Source organism: Pradoshia eiseniae (assembly GCF_002946355.1).
Classification (GTDB): domain Bacteria; phylum Bacillota; class Bacilli; order Bacillales; family Pradoshiaceae; genus Pradoshia; species Pradoshia eiseniae.
On the sequence record NZ_PKOZ01000004.1, the window covers coordinates 172,532 to 188,008 of the forward strand.

A 15,477-nucleotide genomic window follows, 5' to 3' on the forward strand; every position below is an offset into this window, starting at 1 on the left:
TTAGGGCCACCCTATTAACCAAGCAGGCTCCTATCAGATATGGAAGAATCACGCTTAAGTTTCTGGAACTCTGCCAACAGCTTCTCAACCGTTAGTGTTTGTTTGACAACTGTGTCTGCCTCATAAATGATTTCCCCACCGTCCATCATGATCAGTCTGCTTCCAAGGTCTAGCGCCTGCTGCATATTATGAGTGACCATCAGTGTCGTAAGCCTATGCCTTTCAACCAGCTGCTTTGTAAGGTCTGTAATCAAGGCAGCTCTTGAGGGATCTAAGGCAGCCGTATGCTCATCAAGAAGCAGGATATCCGGTTCTGTGAAGGTTGCCATCAATAGAGACAGCGCCTGCCGCTCCCCTCCTGAGAGAAGACCGACTTTGGCTGACAACCGATCTTCCAGCCCAAGATGCAGCTCAGCCAGCTTTTCTTTAAAGAGTATTCTCCTCTTATTGGTCACCCCAAACCTAAAGCCGACTCTTTTCGTACGTGCGTAGGCAATTGCCAAATTCTCTTCGATAGTCATATGAGGGGCCGTACCAGCAAGCGGATCCTGAAAGACTCTGCCAATCTTGCGTGCCCGTTTATGCTCTCCCATGCCTGTCACATTATCACCGTTAATATATACGCTCCCGAAATCAGGGAGCAGCTTTCCGGAAATCAAATTCATCAGGGTTGATTTACCGGCGCCGTTACTGCCGATGATCGTCACGAAATCTCCTTCGTTCAGTTCCAGATTAACATCCTTCAAGGCGATCTTTTCATCCGGAGACCCTTCATTGAACACTTTACTGATCTGGTTTAGTTGCAGCAAGCTGCTCGCCTCCCTTTCCAGTTGCTCTCGCTTGGATGTTCAGCTTCAAGCGGCTGCGTTTCTGTCGAAATTTCTTATAGGAATCGACCCATTTAGGGATAAGTAGTGCAATGATAACCATGATAGCGGTAATCAGCTTCATATCACCCGCTTCCAAAAATTCAACCTTCAAAGCAAACGCAACTACAAGCCTGTAAACAATGGCACCGCCAATGACAGCAAGCGTAGCTCGCACAACTGATTTTGCCCCAAAAATTGCCTCACCAATGATAACTGAAGCAAGACCGATGACAATCATGCCAATTCCCATTCCAACATCAGCAAATCCGTTATATTGAGCGACAAGCCCTCCAGAGAAAGCTACTAGCCCATTTGCCAGACCTAACCCAATCATTTTTGTCCAATCTGTATGAACAGAAAAGCTTCTGACCATTTGTTCATTGTCCCCAGTTCCGCGAATGGCAAGACCTATCTCTGTTTTTAAGAAGGCATCCAGCAAGAGCTTGATTACCAATACAAAGATTGCCATAGGCAAAAGGATGGACCAAGTAGAAGGAACAAATCCCGAAAGGCCAACCGTATTAAGAAACGCCCCCAGTCCTTCATCAATACCAAGCGATTCAAACCATGAGCGAAAGACGGTGAAGACCGTTTCCTCTGAGGACAGGGGAACATTTGGCTTACCAAGGATTCGCAAATTAATAGAATACAAGGCAATCATCATCAAAATCCCTGATAATAAAGGATTAATTCGGCCTTTCGTATGCAGCAGACCTGTCACCATTCCAGCCATAAATCCTGCAACCAGTGCCATGCCCGATGCCAAGAAAGGGTTTGTGCCATTGCTGATCATGATTGCGGCCACCGCTGCTCCTGTCACAAAGCTTCCATCGACCGTCAAATCAGGAAAATCTAATATCCTGAAGGATAAATAGACTCCTAGAGCCATTAAACTATAGATTATGCCGGCCTCAACCGACCCAAAAACAGATGTAAACAAATATCTCTTCCTCTCTGCTTGGATTCTAGCCCTCTATCCATTCTATTGGCATCTATTCTATATATTCAGCCTCTTCTTTAATACTCTCGACGTCGACTCCCATCTTCTCAGCAGCAGATTTATTAATGACTAGCTTCAAATCTCCAGGCACTTCAACCGGAATGTCCTTCACTTCTTTATCATCCTTTAGAATTTCCACTGCCTGTTCGCCCGCCTGGTAGCCGATATCATAGTAGCTGAAACCATAGGCAGCAAATCCGCCTCTTTCTACTGAATCAAGCTCTCCAACAAAGAGAGGGATTTTTTCCGCCTCCGCAACAGAAGTAACTGATTCAAGAGCGGAAACAACCGTATTGTCCGTCACAATAAAGATGGCATCGACTTTTCCTGCCAGGGATTCAGCTGCCTGTTTCACCTCGGCAGATGTCGCAACAGATACCTTTTGCAGCGTAAGGCCATTTTTCTTTGCCTCTTCCTCTGCTTGTTTCACCTGTACTTCTGAGTTTTGCTCACCAGAATTATAAACCGTGCCGATTTTTTTATACCCCATATCGGCCATTAGCTTCACTGTATTGGGAATTGCATCAGGATGTGAATCTGTTGTGCCCGTCACATTCTTATCCGGCTTTTCAAAGTCTTTCACTAGTTCGGCACCTACTGGGTCTGTCACCGATGTGAAGACAACGGGAATATCTTTTGTCGCATTAGCTGCTGAAAGGGCACTAGGCGTTGCATTAGCAAAGATTAAATCTACCCCATCTCCAGCAAAATTGGTTGCGATTGTCTGATTGTTTGTTGCATCCCCTTGTGCATTTTGTTCATCAAACTTCACCTCAAGACCAGCGTCCTCAATAGCCTTTTTAAATCCTTTCGTTGCTTCATCCAATGATGGATGCTCAACATATTGTGAAATACCTACCTCAAACGCCTCTTCTTTCTCTCCAGATGAGCTATCATCAGATCCGCAGGCTGTCACAATCATTGAAACCCCCACTGCTAGTGTTAGCCCCAACCATTTCTTTTTCATTTTTATGTCCCCTCTCACACTGAATCTTTTTGTCTCTTTTTGTTGATTTTTGGCATTTTTATACCTTTAAGTTTTTACACTTTTAGGCTATTGTTTGCTAAATTATAGCTTGGTAGACCTATAATTGCAAATAATATTTTGAATATTTAGCAAAATCTAAAAAGCCGTTCATTTACGGTTCCAAATCACAGACAAAATAGGGAAGATTTAGTCTATGGTGTTTTTATACTCTTGTAATCCATAATGATATTAACGCTGCTTTCGACAAAATGGGCAGAGTGACCTTTTGGGAGCTGATTCACCAGCTCGCCTTCTATAAAGGCTGTCATGCCCATTCTGCCGCACAATCGAGGAGATAGAAACCAGCCTCACCTTTTATCTGATACGAGTGAAAAGGATGGAATGCTGCGGACAACCTTCAGCAAATTTAATAATTGTCTGCGCTGAAGATCCAAGATTCGATCCATGAATCTAAAAAGATGAGCAATTGGTTTTGAAAAACGCTAAAAATGACCTGGAAATAAAAGCAGGAGAGTTCTGCCCACTAAGGAAAAATAAAAAAGAGGTTGAGATAATTTTTAATCTCAACCTCTTTTGTCTGCAGTCTGAAAATCTATGATTGCGCATTTTCGTTTATGATTGCTGCAAAACAGCATTTTTCAATGCTCTCCTTAAAATTTTCCCGGTTGTGTTTTTTGGAAGCTCTTCCATAAAATCAATCGATTTTGGTACTTTATATTTCGCCAGTCTTTCTTTACAGTAATCGATTAATTCCTCTTCAGTCAATGACGACCTTTTGGCAACGACAAAGCAGCGAATAACTTCCCCAAGATTTGGGTCAGGAGCTCCAATGACGGCCACCTCAGCTATCTCAGGGTGGGCAAAGAGCACTTCCTCTACTTCTCTCGGATACACATTGAAGCCGCCGACAATGACCATGTCTTTTTTGCGATCTACAATGTAGAAGTACCCCTCATCATCCATCCGTGCCAGATCGCCTGTATAGAGCCAGCCGTCCTTGAGAGTAGCTGCTGTTTCTTCCGGGAGCTTATAATAGCCCTTCATGACGTTCGGCCCTTTAACGATCAATTCTCCTACTTGTCCAGGCGGCACTTCTTCGCCGAGCTCGTTTACGACTTTATTCTCTACATTGATAATGGACGTACCAATGGAGCCTGGTTTCCTTGGTCTGTCAATTGGATTGAAGCAAGTGACCGGGGATGCCTCTGACAGTCCATATCCTTCTGAGACAATGACATTGAATTTTTCTTCGAAGTTCTTTAATAAGGCAACTGGCATAGCAGACCCGCCCGATATGCAAAAACGCAGCGACTGTAAGTCATCAGCATTCCCCTCCGGATACTGCAGCAAATAATTGAACATCGTCGGTACACCTGCAAACAAGGTAATTTCATATTTCCTCGCCACACGAAAGACTTCCTTCGGACTGAATTGCGGAATGATGACAAGTGTCCCGCCACTCAGCAAGGGCGCATTTAGACATACAGTCAAACAAAAAACATGAAACATTGGCAATACAGTGATGACACGGTCATCCTCATTGATGCCTAAATAATCAGCTACATCGCGCGCATTGCTATATAAATTACCATAAGAAAGCATGGCTCCCTTCGGTTTTCCGGTTGTGCCGGATGTATATAAGATGATGGCTGTATCTTCCTTCACTATGGTAGGCTCAGCCAAGGAGCTTGTTCCTTGGGCAAACACTTTTGTAAACGATTTCATTTTAGAGCTGATAGAAAGTTCTTCTGGCACAGGTCGCTCAGCGGCCTCAGATGGACAGATGATATAATGTCCAATATTCGGCAAAACTCTATCAATCTTTTCAAACATTGGAATAAGCAAATCTAGCATAATAACCGCTTTAACATCCCCATTGGTCAATATGTAAGAGATTTCATCCGGCGCATAAGTCGGATTTATTGGGATGGCTGTCGCTCCAAGCCTGAATAAACTATATAAGCCAATGATGAAATGAGGTGAATTCCCTAATAGCAGCGCCACATTATCCCCTTGTTTTATGCCCAGGCTCTGCAAGCCATCAGCAAAACGTGTCACTGCATCATTCAATTCCGCATAGCTTGTTTCTTGATCCATAAAGATAAATGCTGGCTTTGATGTAAACTTGGCTGCCGTTTCATGAAGCTGAGTTGATAAATTCATCGTTCTCCCTCCCTGTTTGCAGGATGTATTTTATTGCTAAAATATTCAAATACACCCAATTTTTATTATAGGAAAAGAGATTTCGCTATGCAACTATTAAGAATATTCATGCGTTAAAACAGGATATTAAAAGCATAATCCAGCATTATTTTACGGTTAATATTTTGCGAATTTATAATGTTAAGATAATTGATATAAACTCCTACTAAACCATTTTCTTCTTTTCTATATATAGAAACAATAAAGACTGCCCATCGACAAACCCCTTCTATCACGTCCTCTATTCTCCCATTTAACACTTCAAAGATTCCCTCCTCGCCTGCGTCCGTATTCTCAATCAAACCTGTAAACCATTCCTTAACAGCACATATATGCTACATGAACGATATGCCGGCTTGTCCTTCCGGCAAGTATTCATCATCAACCTTCTTGCTTGCCGCATTTTTTCGAATTATACTTTAAAATTCATGCAAATGATTCCCTGTCAATAAATCCGCTGGAAATCTTTGTTCATTGTACGGATGAATTTTTTTCTGTTATAGTAATCACAAATTACTGAGAACAAATATTAATCTGAATAAATATTCAGATAATTCGAACATCTAGAGAGGGGCACTTGCTCATGGACAAAAAACTTCCTATATCAGCATACCTAGTCATTGGGTTGTTGCTGTTTTCCTTATTCTTCGGCGGAGGAAACCTAATCTTTCCCGCTTATCTAGGACAATTATCCGGCACGAACATGTGGATAGCCGTTGCAGGCTTTCTCGTCACCGGCGTAGGTCTGCCTTTATTAGCCATCATAGCAATTGGCATTTCCGGCGTGGATAATGTCCAGCCGCTTGCAGCAAGGGTTCACCCTATCTACGGTATCATTTACACGGTCATGCTCTATTTGACCATTGGACCATTCTTTGCTTTGCCGAGGACAGGCACTGTCTCTTATGAAATTGGGATTGCCCCATTCATCGGCGAGGATAATCATTTTATTAAGTTATTAATCTATACGATTCTCTTTTTCGGTATATCCTTATGGCTGTCCTTAAATCCTTCTAGGATTTTGGATCGGATTGGTAAAATCTTATCACCGTTAATGCTGTTGTTCATCGCAGTTATTATCATCATGTCCTTCGTAAACCCGCTCGGCTCACAATCCGCTCCGCAAGAAAGCTATGATTCTACCGCATTTGTTAATGGGTTCCTGCAAGGATACAATACGCTCGATGCACTCGGTGGACTTGCATTCGGGATACTAATCATAAATTCAGTGAAATTATATGGACAGAAATCAAAGAAGGCAATCTTTACATCCGTCCTTAAATCAGGCGTTATCGGTGTTGGATTATTGGCGCTCGTCTATATATTCGTTGCTTACATCGGCTCAACATCTGTAACAGCACTTGGACTTGCTGATAATGGGGCACCTATTCTTTCAGGAGCCTCCAAGCATTACATGGGTACACTAGGCCAAGTCTTTCTTGCCTTCACTATCATTATCGCTTGCTTGACTACGAGTGTTGGGCTGACGTCAGCCTGTGCGGCTTATTTCTATAAATTAGCGCCAAAGTTCAGCTATAAAACGTATGCAATTGTTTTCACATTGTTCTCTGCATGTGTGGCCAATGTAGGGTTGTCAAACTTAATTACCTTCTCTACCCCGGTACTGCTGTTCTTGTATCCAATCACCATCGTGCTCATTTTCTTGGTACTGGCTGATTCTATCTTTAAGAGCCGCCAGATTGTCTATATTTGTACAATGATTCCGACACTCTTCATGAGCTTCGTGGAAGGGATTCATGGCTTCGGCATTTCTTTGGGAGCAATAGACAGTATTTTAGCAGCATATGTGCCATTTTATGAGGTATCTATGGGTTGGCTCACATTTGCTGTAATCGGCTTTACTGTTGGCTGTATCATTGCGAGCATAAAAGCTCCGGCTGAAAAAAAGGCTGAAAAAGCTAAAATCCTCCTTTCCGGGGAAACGGAATGAAAGTAAACAAAAAAGCTGACCAGAAAACCCGCTCTATATGCAGGCTTTCTGATCAGCTTTTTATTTAACTCCATTTACCTGAATCTATCGCTCCTTACAAACTTCACTTACTGCTGATTTTCCAAAGCAATCATCGCCTTCGGGAAATGGTTCCCATGCTTCGTTAATTCCTTACACGCCTGCTCATAGGAAAGCTTATACAGAATCATCAAAATAGCGGCTCGTGTATTGCCCTTTGCCTTCTCATTCATTTGCCTGGCAAGTGATTCATCTGCACCCGTTATATCCTGAATAATAGATATGGACCTTTTGCGCAGCTTTTCATTTGTGGCTTGTACATTCACCATCAGATTCCCGTATACCTTGCCTAATTTAATCATCACTGCGGTTGAAATCATATTCAAGACCATCTTCTGTGCCGTACCAGCCTTCAGCCTTGTTGAGCCCGTTATGATTTCCGGCCCTACAGGTACTTCAATCATAATATCAGCCGCTTTAGAGAGCTTTGTCTGCAAATTACAGGAAAATCCGATTGTCTGGCAGCCTAATTCATTTGCCTGCTCAATGGCTCCGAGCACATAAGGTGTTCGCCCGCTCGAAGCGATACCGACAAGCACATCCTCTTTCACCAGCAGCTCCTTGACAATCATTCGTCCTTCCTCACAATTATCCTCTGCATTCTCCACTGGTATCCTTACAGCCATCTCACCGCCAGCAATGATTCCATTCACCAATTCGGCTGGTACTCCAAAGGTTGGGGGACATTCAGATGCATCGAGAACACCAAGCCTGCCGCTGGTTCCGGCACCAATATAATAGAGGCGCCCTCCGTTTTCGAGACGGCTGACAGCCGCATCTATGGCAGCTTTTATTTGCGGGAGCGCCTTTTCAACAGCAGCGGCAACTGTCTTATCCTCCCGATTCATCAATTCGATAATTTCCATGGTCGAGAAAAGATGCAGTCCCTCTGAATTTTCGTTTTTCATCTCCGTAACCATTTTTCGTTGTCCCTCATTCATTATCCAGGCCTCCATCTATCTTTATTCTTTTAGCAGTTTGCCAGGACATCTCTATACTCTTTTCGACCTTATCAGGAATATCGCCGACCAAATCCAGCAGAGCGCATATATAAGCTCCAATGACTGGAGGATAGTCTGCTTGAACGATCGTCTGAACCGCTCCAGTACCTTTGATAGATGATTCGAATGCTTCCTTAAAGAAAGCCGACTGAAACAGCCCGCCAGAGATTACGAGTGAGCTATTCTTGCTTTCCTCATCCTTCGCATGAATAGCCGACAGAAGCATCTCTAACTCATGAATGGCCTCCAACATTATTTCCAGCGCATCTTTATTTCCTGCACTCGCCAGTTCTATGACTTTTCTTCCAAGACTTGCGATGGCTTCCCTCGGGTAACTTGCTTCATATAGATGAGTAATAAGCTCCATCGGATGCTCGAGCCCGAAATGCTCCAATACCGGCAAAGATAAAGCCCCTCCATCATATCTCCTCCCATCATGCTCCTTTAGGACACGGCGCAAGGCTTGATTGCCAATATCGTAGCCGCTGCCCTCATCACCAAATAAATATCCCCAGCCTCCCGCTCTGATTGTTTCCCCATTTTTCTTAAAATAATAGGCGATAGAACCAGTGCCAGCGATTAAGACCAGTCCTTCCCTTTTCTTAGTCGCTGCCGCAAGCGGCGCAAGGCAATCATTCATGACCGTGATAGACTTAGGCTTAATTCCATATTGATGAAACCACTCTTTCCATTTTGCTTGATCTTCAGGTCTATCTCCACCGGCTGCAGCCACGCTCACACCCGCAATATCATTTGAGCGATCACCTATATTCCTAAACAGGCTATCGAGCATTCGAAAGAGGTCTTCCTTCACCTTAGCGGCTGGCCTAGATTTTAAATTTGTTGAAGGGCCACTTACCAGAAAACCGATATTGCCGTTTATGTCGCCTGCCGCCAAGTCTGTCTTAGTCCCTCCCCCATCAATTGCAAGAATGATTTCCTTATTTAACGGCACCAGCAGTCATTCCCTCCATAAATTGTTTTGAGGCGATAAAGAACAGCACAATCATTGGCAAGGAGGAGAGTGTCAGACCCGCAAACAAGGATCCCCAATCGGCTGAGTACTCACCAAAGAGTGAAAGCATGCCGACCGGAATCGTCTTCTTCATTTCATCTGAAATGAAAATCAGCGGAAAGAAGAAATCATTCCACGCCTGGATGAAATTGATGATGATGACGGTTGCAAGTGCCGGGCGCATAATGGGCAATAACACATTCCACAAGATTCGTAAATCACTGGCTCCATCAATTCGGGCTGCTTCCTCAAGCTCGATAGGCATCGTCCGGAAAAAACCGGTCAAAATTAGGATGGATAAAGGAATTCCCTGGGCGGTATACATGAAAATCAAGGACCATAAAGAGTTCGTCAATCCCAAATCCTTCATTAACAAAAAGAGCGGAACAATCCCAAGCTTGATGGGAATCATCATCCCCATCAAAAAGAAGAAGAACAGGAGATTGTTCCACCAAAATGTATATCGCGCAATGTAAAAGGCGGCCAAGCTTGTCGTAATGACAATGAGAAGAACAGAAACCACACTCGTAAATACGCTGTTATAGAAGTAGGTCATAAAAGGAATGCGCTCGAGCAGTGTCCGGTATGTATCAAGACTAAATTGCTCAGGCCAAGAGAGAGGATTCATGAATATCTCCGCACTCGGTTTAAAGGAGGACAGCACCATCAATATGATGGGATACAAGCTAATGGAGGCAAACAAGAATGCAATCACATAATAAAATGGCCTTGTCCAAATCGTTGCTTTCATTCTGTTTCCCTCCTATAAATCGATTTGCTTCTTATTAATAAACTTCAGCATGATGGCCGTAATAGACGAGATAAAAATAAACAGCACAACAGCAAGTGCGGACCCAAGACCTACAGCCGTCGAATCTCCACTGCTTCCCCCAAAGGCCAATCGGTAGAAATAAACCGCCAGTGTATCTGTCGAGCGATATGGTTCTCCTTGAGAGCCTTGCATCGCATAAACAAGCTCGAATGCCTCGAATGATTGAATAAAGGTCAGAACGGTCATAATCATCAAGGAAGGCACCATCAATGGAAGCATGATTTTTCGGATTAGCGTCAATCCTCTAGCCCCGTCCAATCTAGCTGCCTCAATCAATTCATGCGGAATGGCCTGTAAGCCTGCGAGAAAAATAAGAACTGCAAAGCCGACACCAAACCAGCAATTCACCAAAATGATGGCTATTAAGGCTGTATCCGGGTCACCAAGCCACGCCTTTTGCAAGGATTCTAATCCGAACTTCCCTAACAAAATATTTAAGGCTCCATAATTCGGATTTAATATCAGCTTCCATAGGAATCCGACAACAATCACTGATAGCAGCCTTGGCAGAAAATAGGCAATCTTAAAAAATTCCATCCCTCGTATCTTCTGATAAAGAACAAGCGCCAGCAAAAAGGCAATGCCATTTTGGACAATCATTTGGATGACAAAATAAAGGATATTATGGCCAAAGGCATTCCAGAACATGCCGCGAAATGGCTCAAGCGTAAATAAATCCTTATAATTGCTTAGCCCGATAAAGGCCCCTTGCTTTATTCCCTCCCAGTCAAAAAAACTATAGGTTAAAGCGGCCAGAAGAGGATAGACAATGAATAGCCCATAGATGATAAGGGCGGGAATGGGCAGGAGATGAATCTTCCATCTCCTGCGCTTCTTGCTTTGTTGATTTCTCACTTCTGCGATAATCGGTTCCGGCTGCATAGCTTACCCGCCTCCTGCTCATTATTGGAACGGTTTATACCAACTCTTTGCGCTTTCCTGCACCTTCTTCGCCACTTCCTCAGGCGTTTGATCCCCAAGATACATTCCTTGAAGCTCAGTTTCAAAAGTAGCCTTCGTTGTTGGATTTCCCTCCGCGAAATCAATAACCATCATATATGGAGTGGAATTCTCCGTAATCGCTTTTCCAAGACTGTTCACAAGCTCATCCTCTGACGTGACACCAGGAATAGCACTAATCATCTTAAACTCATTTGTGAATAGCTTTCCAAATTCCTCCGTTGCCATAAATTCCACGAATTTCTTTGCCGCTTCTTTATGCTTAGAGTTGGCATTCACGGCATACGATCCATCAACCCATGCTGTTATTGCCGGTTCTCCGCCATTTTGCTGCGGCATCGGGAAGTAGCCGAAATCAAGATCAGGATTCATTCCGCGCACAACTTCAATTTCCCAGCTGCCGAGCGGGAACATCGCTGCCTGTTCCGTAAAGAACATCGTCCTCATATCCTCCATGCCAACGCCTTCATAATTATCGGGGAAATACTTCTTCAAGTCATCCATCACCTTGATGGACTGAACAAATTCCTTGCTTGTGAAGTTTTTCTCTCCCTTTTGAACCTTTTCAACAAACTCCGTGCCGCCGTATACAGCCGGACCGAAAATTCCATGAGTAAGTGACAGTAGCCAGCCTTCCTTCGTTCCAAGCGCCAACGGAATATAACCGCCATCCTTCAGCTTCTCATTCACTTCAATAAACTCATCCCATGTCTTCGGCTCCTCAAGCTTTAATTCTTTGAAAATCTTCTTATTGTAAAATACTTGGGTGGTACTCATATTAATAGGTACACCATACTGTTTTCCGTCAGACCCCTTTGATGCCGCGAGTGCTTCCTCTGTAAAGATATCAAGCCCGCTTATATCATCAAGCGGCTCTAAATAACCGCCATCAGCAAGCGCGATTCCAGGAGCATAAGGACGCAAATGAATGATATCAGGGCCTTCACCGCTTTTTAGCGCCGTATTCAAGATTGTGTTGTATTCCGTATTCTTCGACGGCTTAAACTCTACATGAATATCTGGATTTTTCTTTTCGAAGGCTTCAATGACTTTCTTATAGCCTTCCGTGTCTTCCGTTCTCCAGCTGCCAATCGTCAAATTAACCGTGTCTTCCTTCTTCCCCGTAGCTGTTTCCTCATCCTGTGAACAAGCTGCAGCGACAAGGGCCAAGCATACCATGACAGCAGCCAGCCAAGCCTTCCCCATCCTCTTCATTCATGTGACCTCCCATATATTATTATTAGCTCCACCTTTATATAAAAGTGAAGTAAAGCAACAAGAAGCAATAGAACTGTAAGAAAATGAACGGTTATCCCTCTCTTTTAGAGCGCCCGACTGCCTTGCGTGTCCGCTCCAGAGCCTCTATATTCTTCTCTTTGTTTGTCTTTGTAATGCCGGCAAATAAAATATCAATGACGTTCAGTTGGGCAATGCGTGAGCTAGTAGCACCGCTTCTGATATTCCTCTCGAGTGATGTCGTATATAGACAGGCATCTCCCATTAGGGAAAGCAGGTTATCTCCTGATTTCGTCAAGGTAATGACTTTGGCGCCATTCTCTTTGGCTAATGAGACTGAATCACAAATGTCTTTCGTCAACCCGCTATAGGAAATCCCAAATACGACATCCTGCGGACCTAAGTTGGCTGAAACGGTCAGCTGGGTATCCCCGTCAATGGCTGCCTCACACCAATAATTAATCCGGGTCAGCTTTTGTTTGAAATCTTGGGCAATGATTGCAGAAGCTCCTATTCCATACACTGCAACCATACGGGCGCCAGTGATTAGCGAGATGGCCGTTTCAATTGTTTCTTCCGACATCAGCACCATTGTGTTCTCAATAGCCTGGATATTATTTTGTGAGATTGATTGTATGTAAGATTTGATAGAGCCATCATCTGGAATATCCTCATATTGATCCGTCTTATGCTCATTCTTGGCAAGCTCATAGGCAAGCTTCAGCTTTAAATCCTTAAAGCCTGTGCAATTCATTTTCTTGGCGAGCCGGATAATAGATGCTTCACTCACCTCAGCTCGTTCGGCTAACTTCTGGATAGAAAGATTGACCGCCATATTTGGATTCTGCAGGATAAATTCAGCTGCCTTCTTCTCGGTCGGCTTAAATGTATGAAAGCTCTCTTCAATAAAAATCACCTGTATGTCGCATCCTTCTGATTAATTTTCTTACTATTCAGTATATAAAATAAAGTTTCGTTCTACAACCAAAATTTTGAAATTTTGTTTCAAAAATGGAATAAACCCATAAGAAAAAGGCAAACCTGCCTGATCTGCAGATTTGCCCCTGTCTCTTATATTCCTTAATACAATAATTTGACGAACTCTTCCTTCGTTAAATTACCGAAATAATGCTTGATATTAACATCCTCAAGCGCCTTTTCAATCTCAGCCTTTGAGAAGCGGACACCATGTAATTTTTGCTCAATTTCCCCTACACTGCCAACCCCAAAGAAATCTCCAAAGATTTTGCAATTCTCGATTTGGCCTTTGGCCACATCTAGGCGGATATCAATTTGGCCAACACCCTCAAAGCGCTGTGAGTGCTGGACATTAAATTTAGGAGATTTGCCATAATTCCAATCCCATTGCTGATAGCGGCTCTCTGAGATTTCCATGATTTTCTTCCAGTCTTCTTCTGTCCATTCATAGCGCTCGACCTTGTCCAGTCCTCCGAAAATATGTTCAAGGATTCTTTGTTTGAACTCTTCTATGCCAATTGGCTCGGCAAGGAATTCGGAGATATTGGCCACACGGCTGCGAATGGATTTAATCCCCTTAGATTTGATTTTATCCTTATTCACCTTCAATGCAGAAACGACATTCTCAATCTCGCTTGAAAGCATCAATGTGCCGTGACTGAACATTCTTCCATTCGTTGCGAATTGGGCATTTCCTGAAATCTTCCTGCCTCCTGCAAGCAAATCATTCCGACCGCTAAGTTCAGCCTCTACCCCAAGCTCCTTCAACGCATCTACGACAGGCTCAGTGAACTTCTTAAAGTTATGGAAGCTCTCACCGTCATCCTTCGTAATGAAGCTAAAGTTCAAATTCCCAAGATCATGATAAACCGCTCCGCCCCCAGATAAACGGCGGACGACAATAATATCGTTCTCATCCACATAGTCTTGGTTAATTTCTTCTACTGTATTTTGATTCCTTCCAATGATGATGGAAGGCTGATTAATATAGAACAGCAAATAAGATTCATTAATATCTAAATTCTTTAACGCATATTCCTCAATTGCTAAGTTAATGCGCGGGTCTGTAATTCCCCTGTTATCTAAAAAAATCATTTCCAGTACCTCCACTAGTTTTATATTTCGATGGTTAACCCCGTGCTGGCCAGTCCAATTTCTCCGTCAAAAATATCAGCTGCCTCATCCTTCAGCTGATTAATATTCCCGAAATGAGGCAAATGCGTCAAAATCAATCGCTCTATTTTTGCATCCCTCGCAATCACGGCGGCATGCTCACTCGTTAGATGACCTGCTCTCTCAGCTGCTTCCATTCCTTTGTAGAAATTGCACTCGCTCAGTAAGACATGTGTCCCATGAAAAAAAGAAGCAAACTCCTCTTTAAATGCTGTATCACCAGTATATCCGAAAATGCGGCCTCCCGCTTCAATCCGATAGGCAAAGCAAGGGACAGAATGCTTGGTTCTCATAGCCGTGACCGCAAAAGGTCCAATTTGGACAGTCGTACCCGCTGCAACCGGCTCCCACCTTGTGTAAGATTTATAGTTAAGTGTTTCAATAAACTGGGCATCATCTGAATGGGTATAAATCGGCAAGCATCTTTCCTTGCCTCCGGACATATGCCCTATCAGCAGCGCATGCTGCAAAACACCTATATCCGCTGTATGATCCGGATGTGAATGGGTCAGCAAAACAGCATCAAGCTCGCTAGGTGATGCGAAGGATTGAAGTTGTGACAAGACCCCGCTTCCGCAATCAAGCAGCAGCTTATACCCCTTATGCTCCAATAAATACCCTGAGCTGGCTTCACCTGCAGCAGGAAACCCGCCCCAAAATCCAACCACCGTTAATTGCATCAAATTCCTCCTTACAAAACGTGCTATCTCCCTTAATCACTATAAACTAAAATGCCTATTTTTTCATCTTTTTCTAAATTGTTTTAAAACAGTGTTGACATTCCACATCTGTTATAATACACTGTTATTAACAAATAGTTATATAACAGTTTCCCAAAAACAAAACTGTTATAAATCAATTAAATGGAGGTTATGAGCATGGTACGAAACGTAATGGAATTCTTCAGAAACTTGCCCCCTAAGAAATGCGCAGAATGTGGTGATAATATCGAAGAACAGCACGAATGCTACGGAATCGTCTGTGATCGATGCCTGCGTCATGTATCTGAATAAGAATCAACGGGATTATCCCTTGATTATAAATGCGCAAGCGCCCCTATGTTAGGATGGTGTAAATGGACTGTACAACAGTCCTGGTTCATTTAAAAATTCCCTTTAATTTGCAGATGCAAAGCCAGGCTTTCAGATGAATGCCTGTTTTTTTTGTCTTACTTTTTCCTATTCCTGAATAAAA

The 15,477-nt window shown here is 43.3% G+C and carries 14 protein-coding genes; 2 read left to right on the forward strand and 12 right to left on the reverse strand.

Translation table 11 applies throughout. The features are described 5' to 3' along the window. Positions 1–14 precede the first annotated feature (14 nt). The 4 genes from CYL18_RS09440 to CYL18_RS09455 all read right to left on the reverse strand — a co-directional run bounded on the left by CYL18_RS09440 (position 15) and on the right by CYL18_RS09455 (position 5,020). Complete coding sequence (locus tag CYL18_RS09440) at positions 15–809, reverse strand: ABC transporter ATP-binding protein (protein WP_104849250.1); 795 nt, start codon at positions 807–809, stop codon at positions 15–17. Then, positions 784–1,809: an ABC transporter permease gene (locus CYL18_RS09445; protein ID WP_104849251.1), complete on the reverse strand. Its 1,026-nt coding sequence runs from the start codon at positions 1,807–1,809 to the stop codon at positions 784–786. Before CYL18_RS09445 ends, CYL18_RS09440 begins: the two co-directional genes overlap by 26 nt. A gap of 52 nt (positions 1,810–1,861) precedes the next feature. Further along, positions 1,862–2,836, reverse strand: coding sequence for an ABC transporter substrate-binding protein (locus CYL18_RS09450; RefSeq protein ID WP_104849252.1), 975 nt, complete (start codon positions 2,834–2,836; stop codon positions 1,862–1,864). 633 nt (positions 2,837–3,469) lie between these two features. After that, positions 3,470–5,020, reverse strand: coding sequence for a fatty acid--CoA ligase family protein (locus tag CYL18_RS09455; RefSeq protein ID WP_104849253.1), 1,551 nt, complete (start codon positions 5,018–5,020; stop codon positions 3,470–3,472). A 622-nt stretch (positions 5,021–5,642) separates the two neighbouring features. Here CYL18_RS09455 and brnQ point away from each other — a divergent pair. After that, positions 5,643–7,010 (forward strand): branched-chain amino acid transport system II carrier protein, encoded by a 1,368-nt coding sequence (gene brnQ / locus CYL18_RS09465; RefSeq protein WP_104849255.1) that lies wholly within the window; start codon positions 5,643–5,645, stop codon positions 7,008–7,010. 107 nt (positions 7,011–7,117) lie between these two features. Here brnQ and murQ read toward each other — a convergent pair whose 3' ends face one another. From murQ to CYL18_RS09505, 8 genes are all read right to left on the reverse strand, one after another. Continuing rightward, on the reverse strand, positions 7,118–8,029 hold the full coding sequence (gene murQ / locus CYL18_RS09470; protein ID WP_104849256.1) for an N-acetylmuramic acid 6-phosphate etherase: 912 nt from the start codon (positions 8,027–8,029) through the stop codon (positions 7,118–7,120). Next, the gene (locus CYL18_RS09475; protein ID WP_161497111.1) at positions 8,022–9,044 is read right to left on the reverse strand and encodes an N-acetylglucosamine kinase; all 1,023 of its coding nucleotides are present in this window, start codon (positions 9,042–9,044) and stop codon (positions 8,022–8,024) included. The genes murQ and CYL18_RS09475 overlap by 8 nt, the downstream gene beginning before the upstream one ends. After that, positions 9,031–9,855 (reverse strand): carbohydrate ABC transporter permease, encoded by an 825-nt coding sequence (locus CYL18_RS09480; RefSeq protein WP_104849258.1) that lies wholly within the window; start codon positions 9,853–9,855, stop codon positions 9,031–9,033. The genes CYL18_RS09475 and CYL18_RS09480 overlap by 14 nt, the downstream gene beginning before the upstream one ends. A 12-nt stretch (positions 9,856–9,867) precedes the next feature. Next, complete coding sequence (locus tag CYL18_RS09485) at positions 9,868–10,818, reverse strand: carbohydrate ABC transporter permease (RefSeq protein WP_104849259.1); 951 nt, start codon at positions 10,816–10,818, stop codon at positions 9,868–9,870. A gap of 21 nt (positions 10,819–10,839) precedes the next feature. After that, positions 10,840–12,111, reverse strand: a complete 1,272-nt coding sequence (locus CYL18_RS09490) for an ABC transporter substrate-binding protein (protein WP_104849260.1) — start codon at positions 12,109–12,111, stop codon at positions 10,840–10,842. A 94-nt stretch (positions 12,112–12,205) separates the two neighbouring features. Continuing rightward, positions 12,206–13,048, reverse strand: coding sequence for a MurR/RpiR family transcriptional regulator (locus tag CYL18_RS09495; protein WP_236636352.1), 843 nt, complete (start codon positions 13,046–13,048; stop codon positions 12,206–12,208). A 164-nt stretch (positions 13,049–13,212) separates the two neighbouring features. After that, the gene (locus tag CYL18_RS09500) at positions 13,213–14,205 is read right to left on the reverse strand and encodes a lipoate--protein ligase (protein WP_104849261.1); all 993 of its coding nucleotides are present in this window, start codon (positions 14,203–14,205) and stop codon (positions 13,213–13,215) included. Positions 14,206–14,225: 20 nt separating this feature from the next. Next, the gene (locus tag CYL18_RS09505; RefSeq protein ID WP_104849262.1) at positions 14,226–14,963 is read right to left on the reverse strand and encodes an MBL fold metallo-hydrolase; all 738 of its coding nucleotides are present in this window, start codon (positions 14,961–14,963) and stop codon (positions 14,226–14,228) included. A gap of 198 nt (positions 14,964–15,161) precedes the next feature. Between CYL18_RS09505 and yhfH the strand changes: the two genes are divergently transcribed. Then, positions 15,162–15,296, forward strand: coding sequence for a protein YhfH (gene yhfH, locus CYL18_RS09510; protein ID WP_104849263.1), 135 nt, complete (start codon positions 15,162–15,164; stop codon positions 15,294–15,296). The last annotated feature ends 181 nt before the right edge of the window (positions 15,297–15,477 follow it).

Bases quoted from the DNA above. Each gene is read 5' to 3' on its own strand.
- CYL18_RS09450 (WP_104849252.1), bottom strand. From the start codon at position 2,836: ATGAAAAAGAAATGGTTGGGGCTAACACTAGCAGTGGGGGTTTCAATG.
- CYL18_RS09455 (WP_104849253.1), bottom strand. From the start codon at position 5,020: ATGAATTTATCAACTCAGCTTCATGAAACGGCAGCCAAGTTTACATCA.
- brnQ (WP_104849255.1), top strand. From the start codon at position 5,643: ATGGACAAAAAACTTCCTATATCAGCATACCTAGTCATTGGGTTGTTG.
- murQ (WP_104849256.1), bottom strand. From the start codon at position 8,029: ATGAATGAGGGACAACGAAAAATGGTTACGGAGATGAAAAACGAAAAT.
- CYL18_RS09480 (WP_104849258.1), bottom strand. From the start codon at position 9,855: ATGAAAGCAACGATTTGGACAAGGCCATTTTATTATGTGATTGCATTC.
- CYL18_RS09485 (WP_104849259.1), bottom strand. From the start codon at position 10,818: ATGCAGCCGGAACCGATTATCGCAGAAGTGAGAAATCAACAAAGCAAG.
- CYL18_RS09490 (WP_104849260.1), bottom strand. From the start codon at position 12,111: ATGAAGAGGATGGGGAAGGCTTGGCTGGCTGCTGTCATGGTATGCTTG.
- CYL18_RS09500 (WP_104849261.1), bottom strand. From the start codon at position 14,205: ATGATTTTTTTAGATAACAGGGGAATTACAGACCCGCGCATTAACTTA.
- CYL18_RS09505 (WP_104849262.1), bottom strand. From the start codon at position 14,963: ATGCAATTAACGGTGGTTGGATTTTGGGGCGGGTTTCCTGCTGCAGGT.
- yhfH (WP_104849263.1), top strand. From the start codon at position 15,162: ATGGTACGAAACGTAATGGAATTCTTCAGAAACTTGCCCCCTAAGAAA.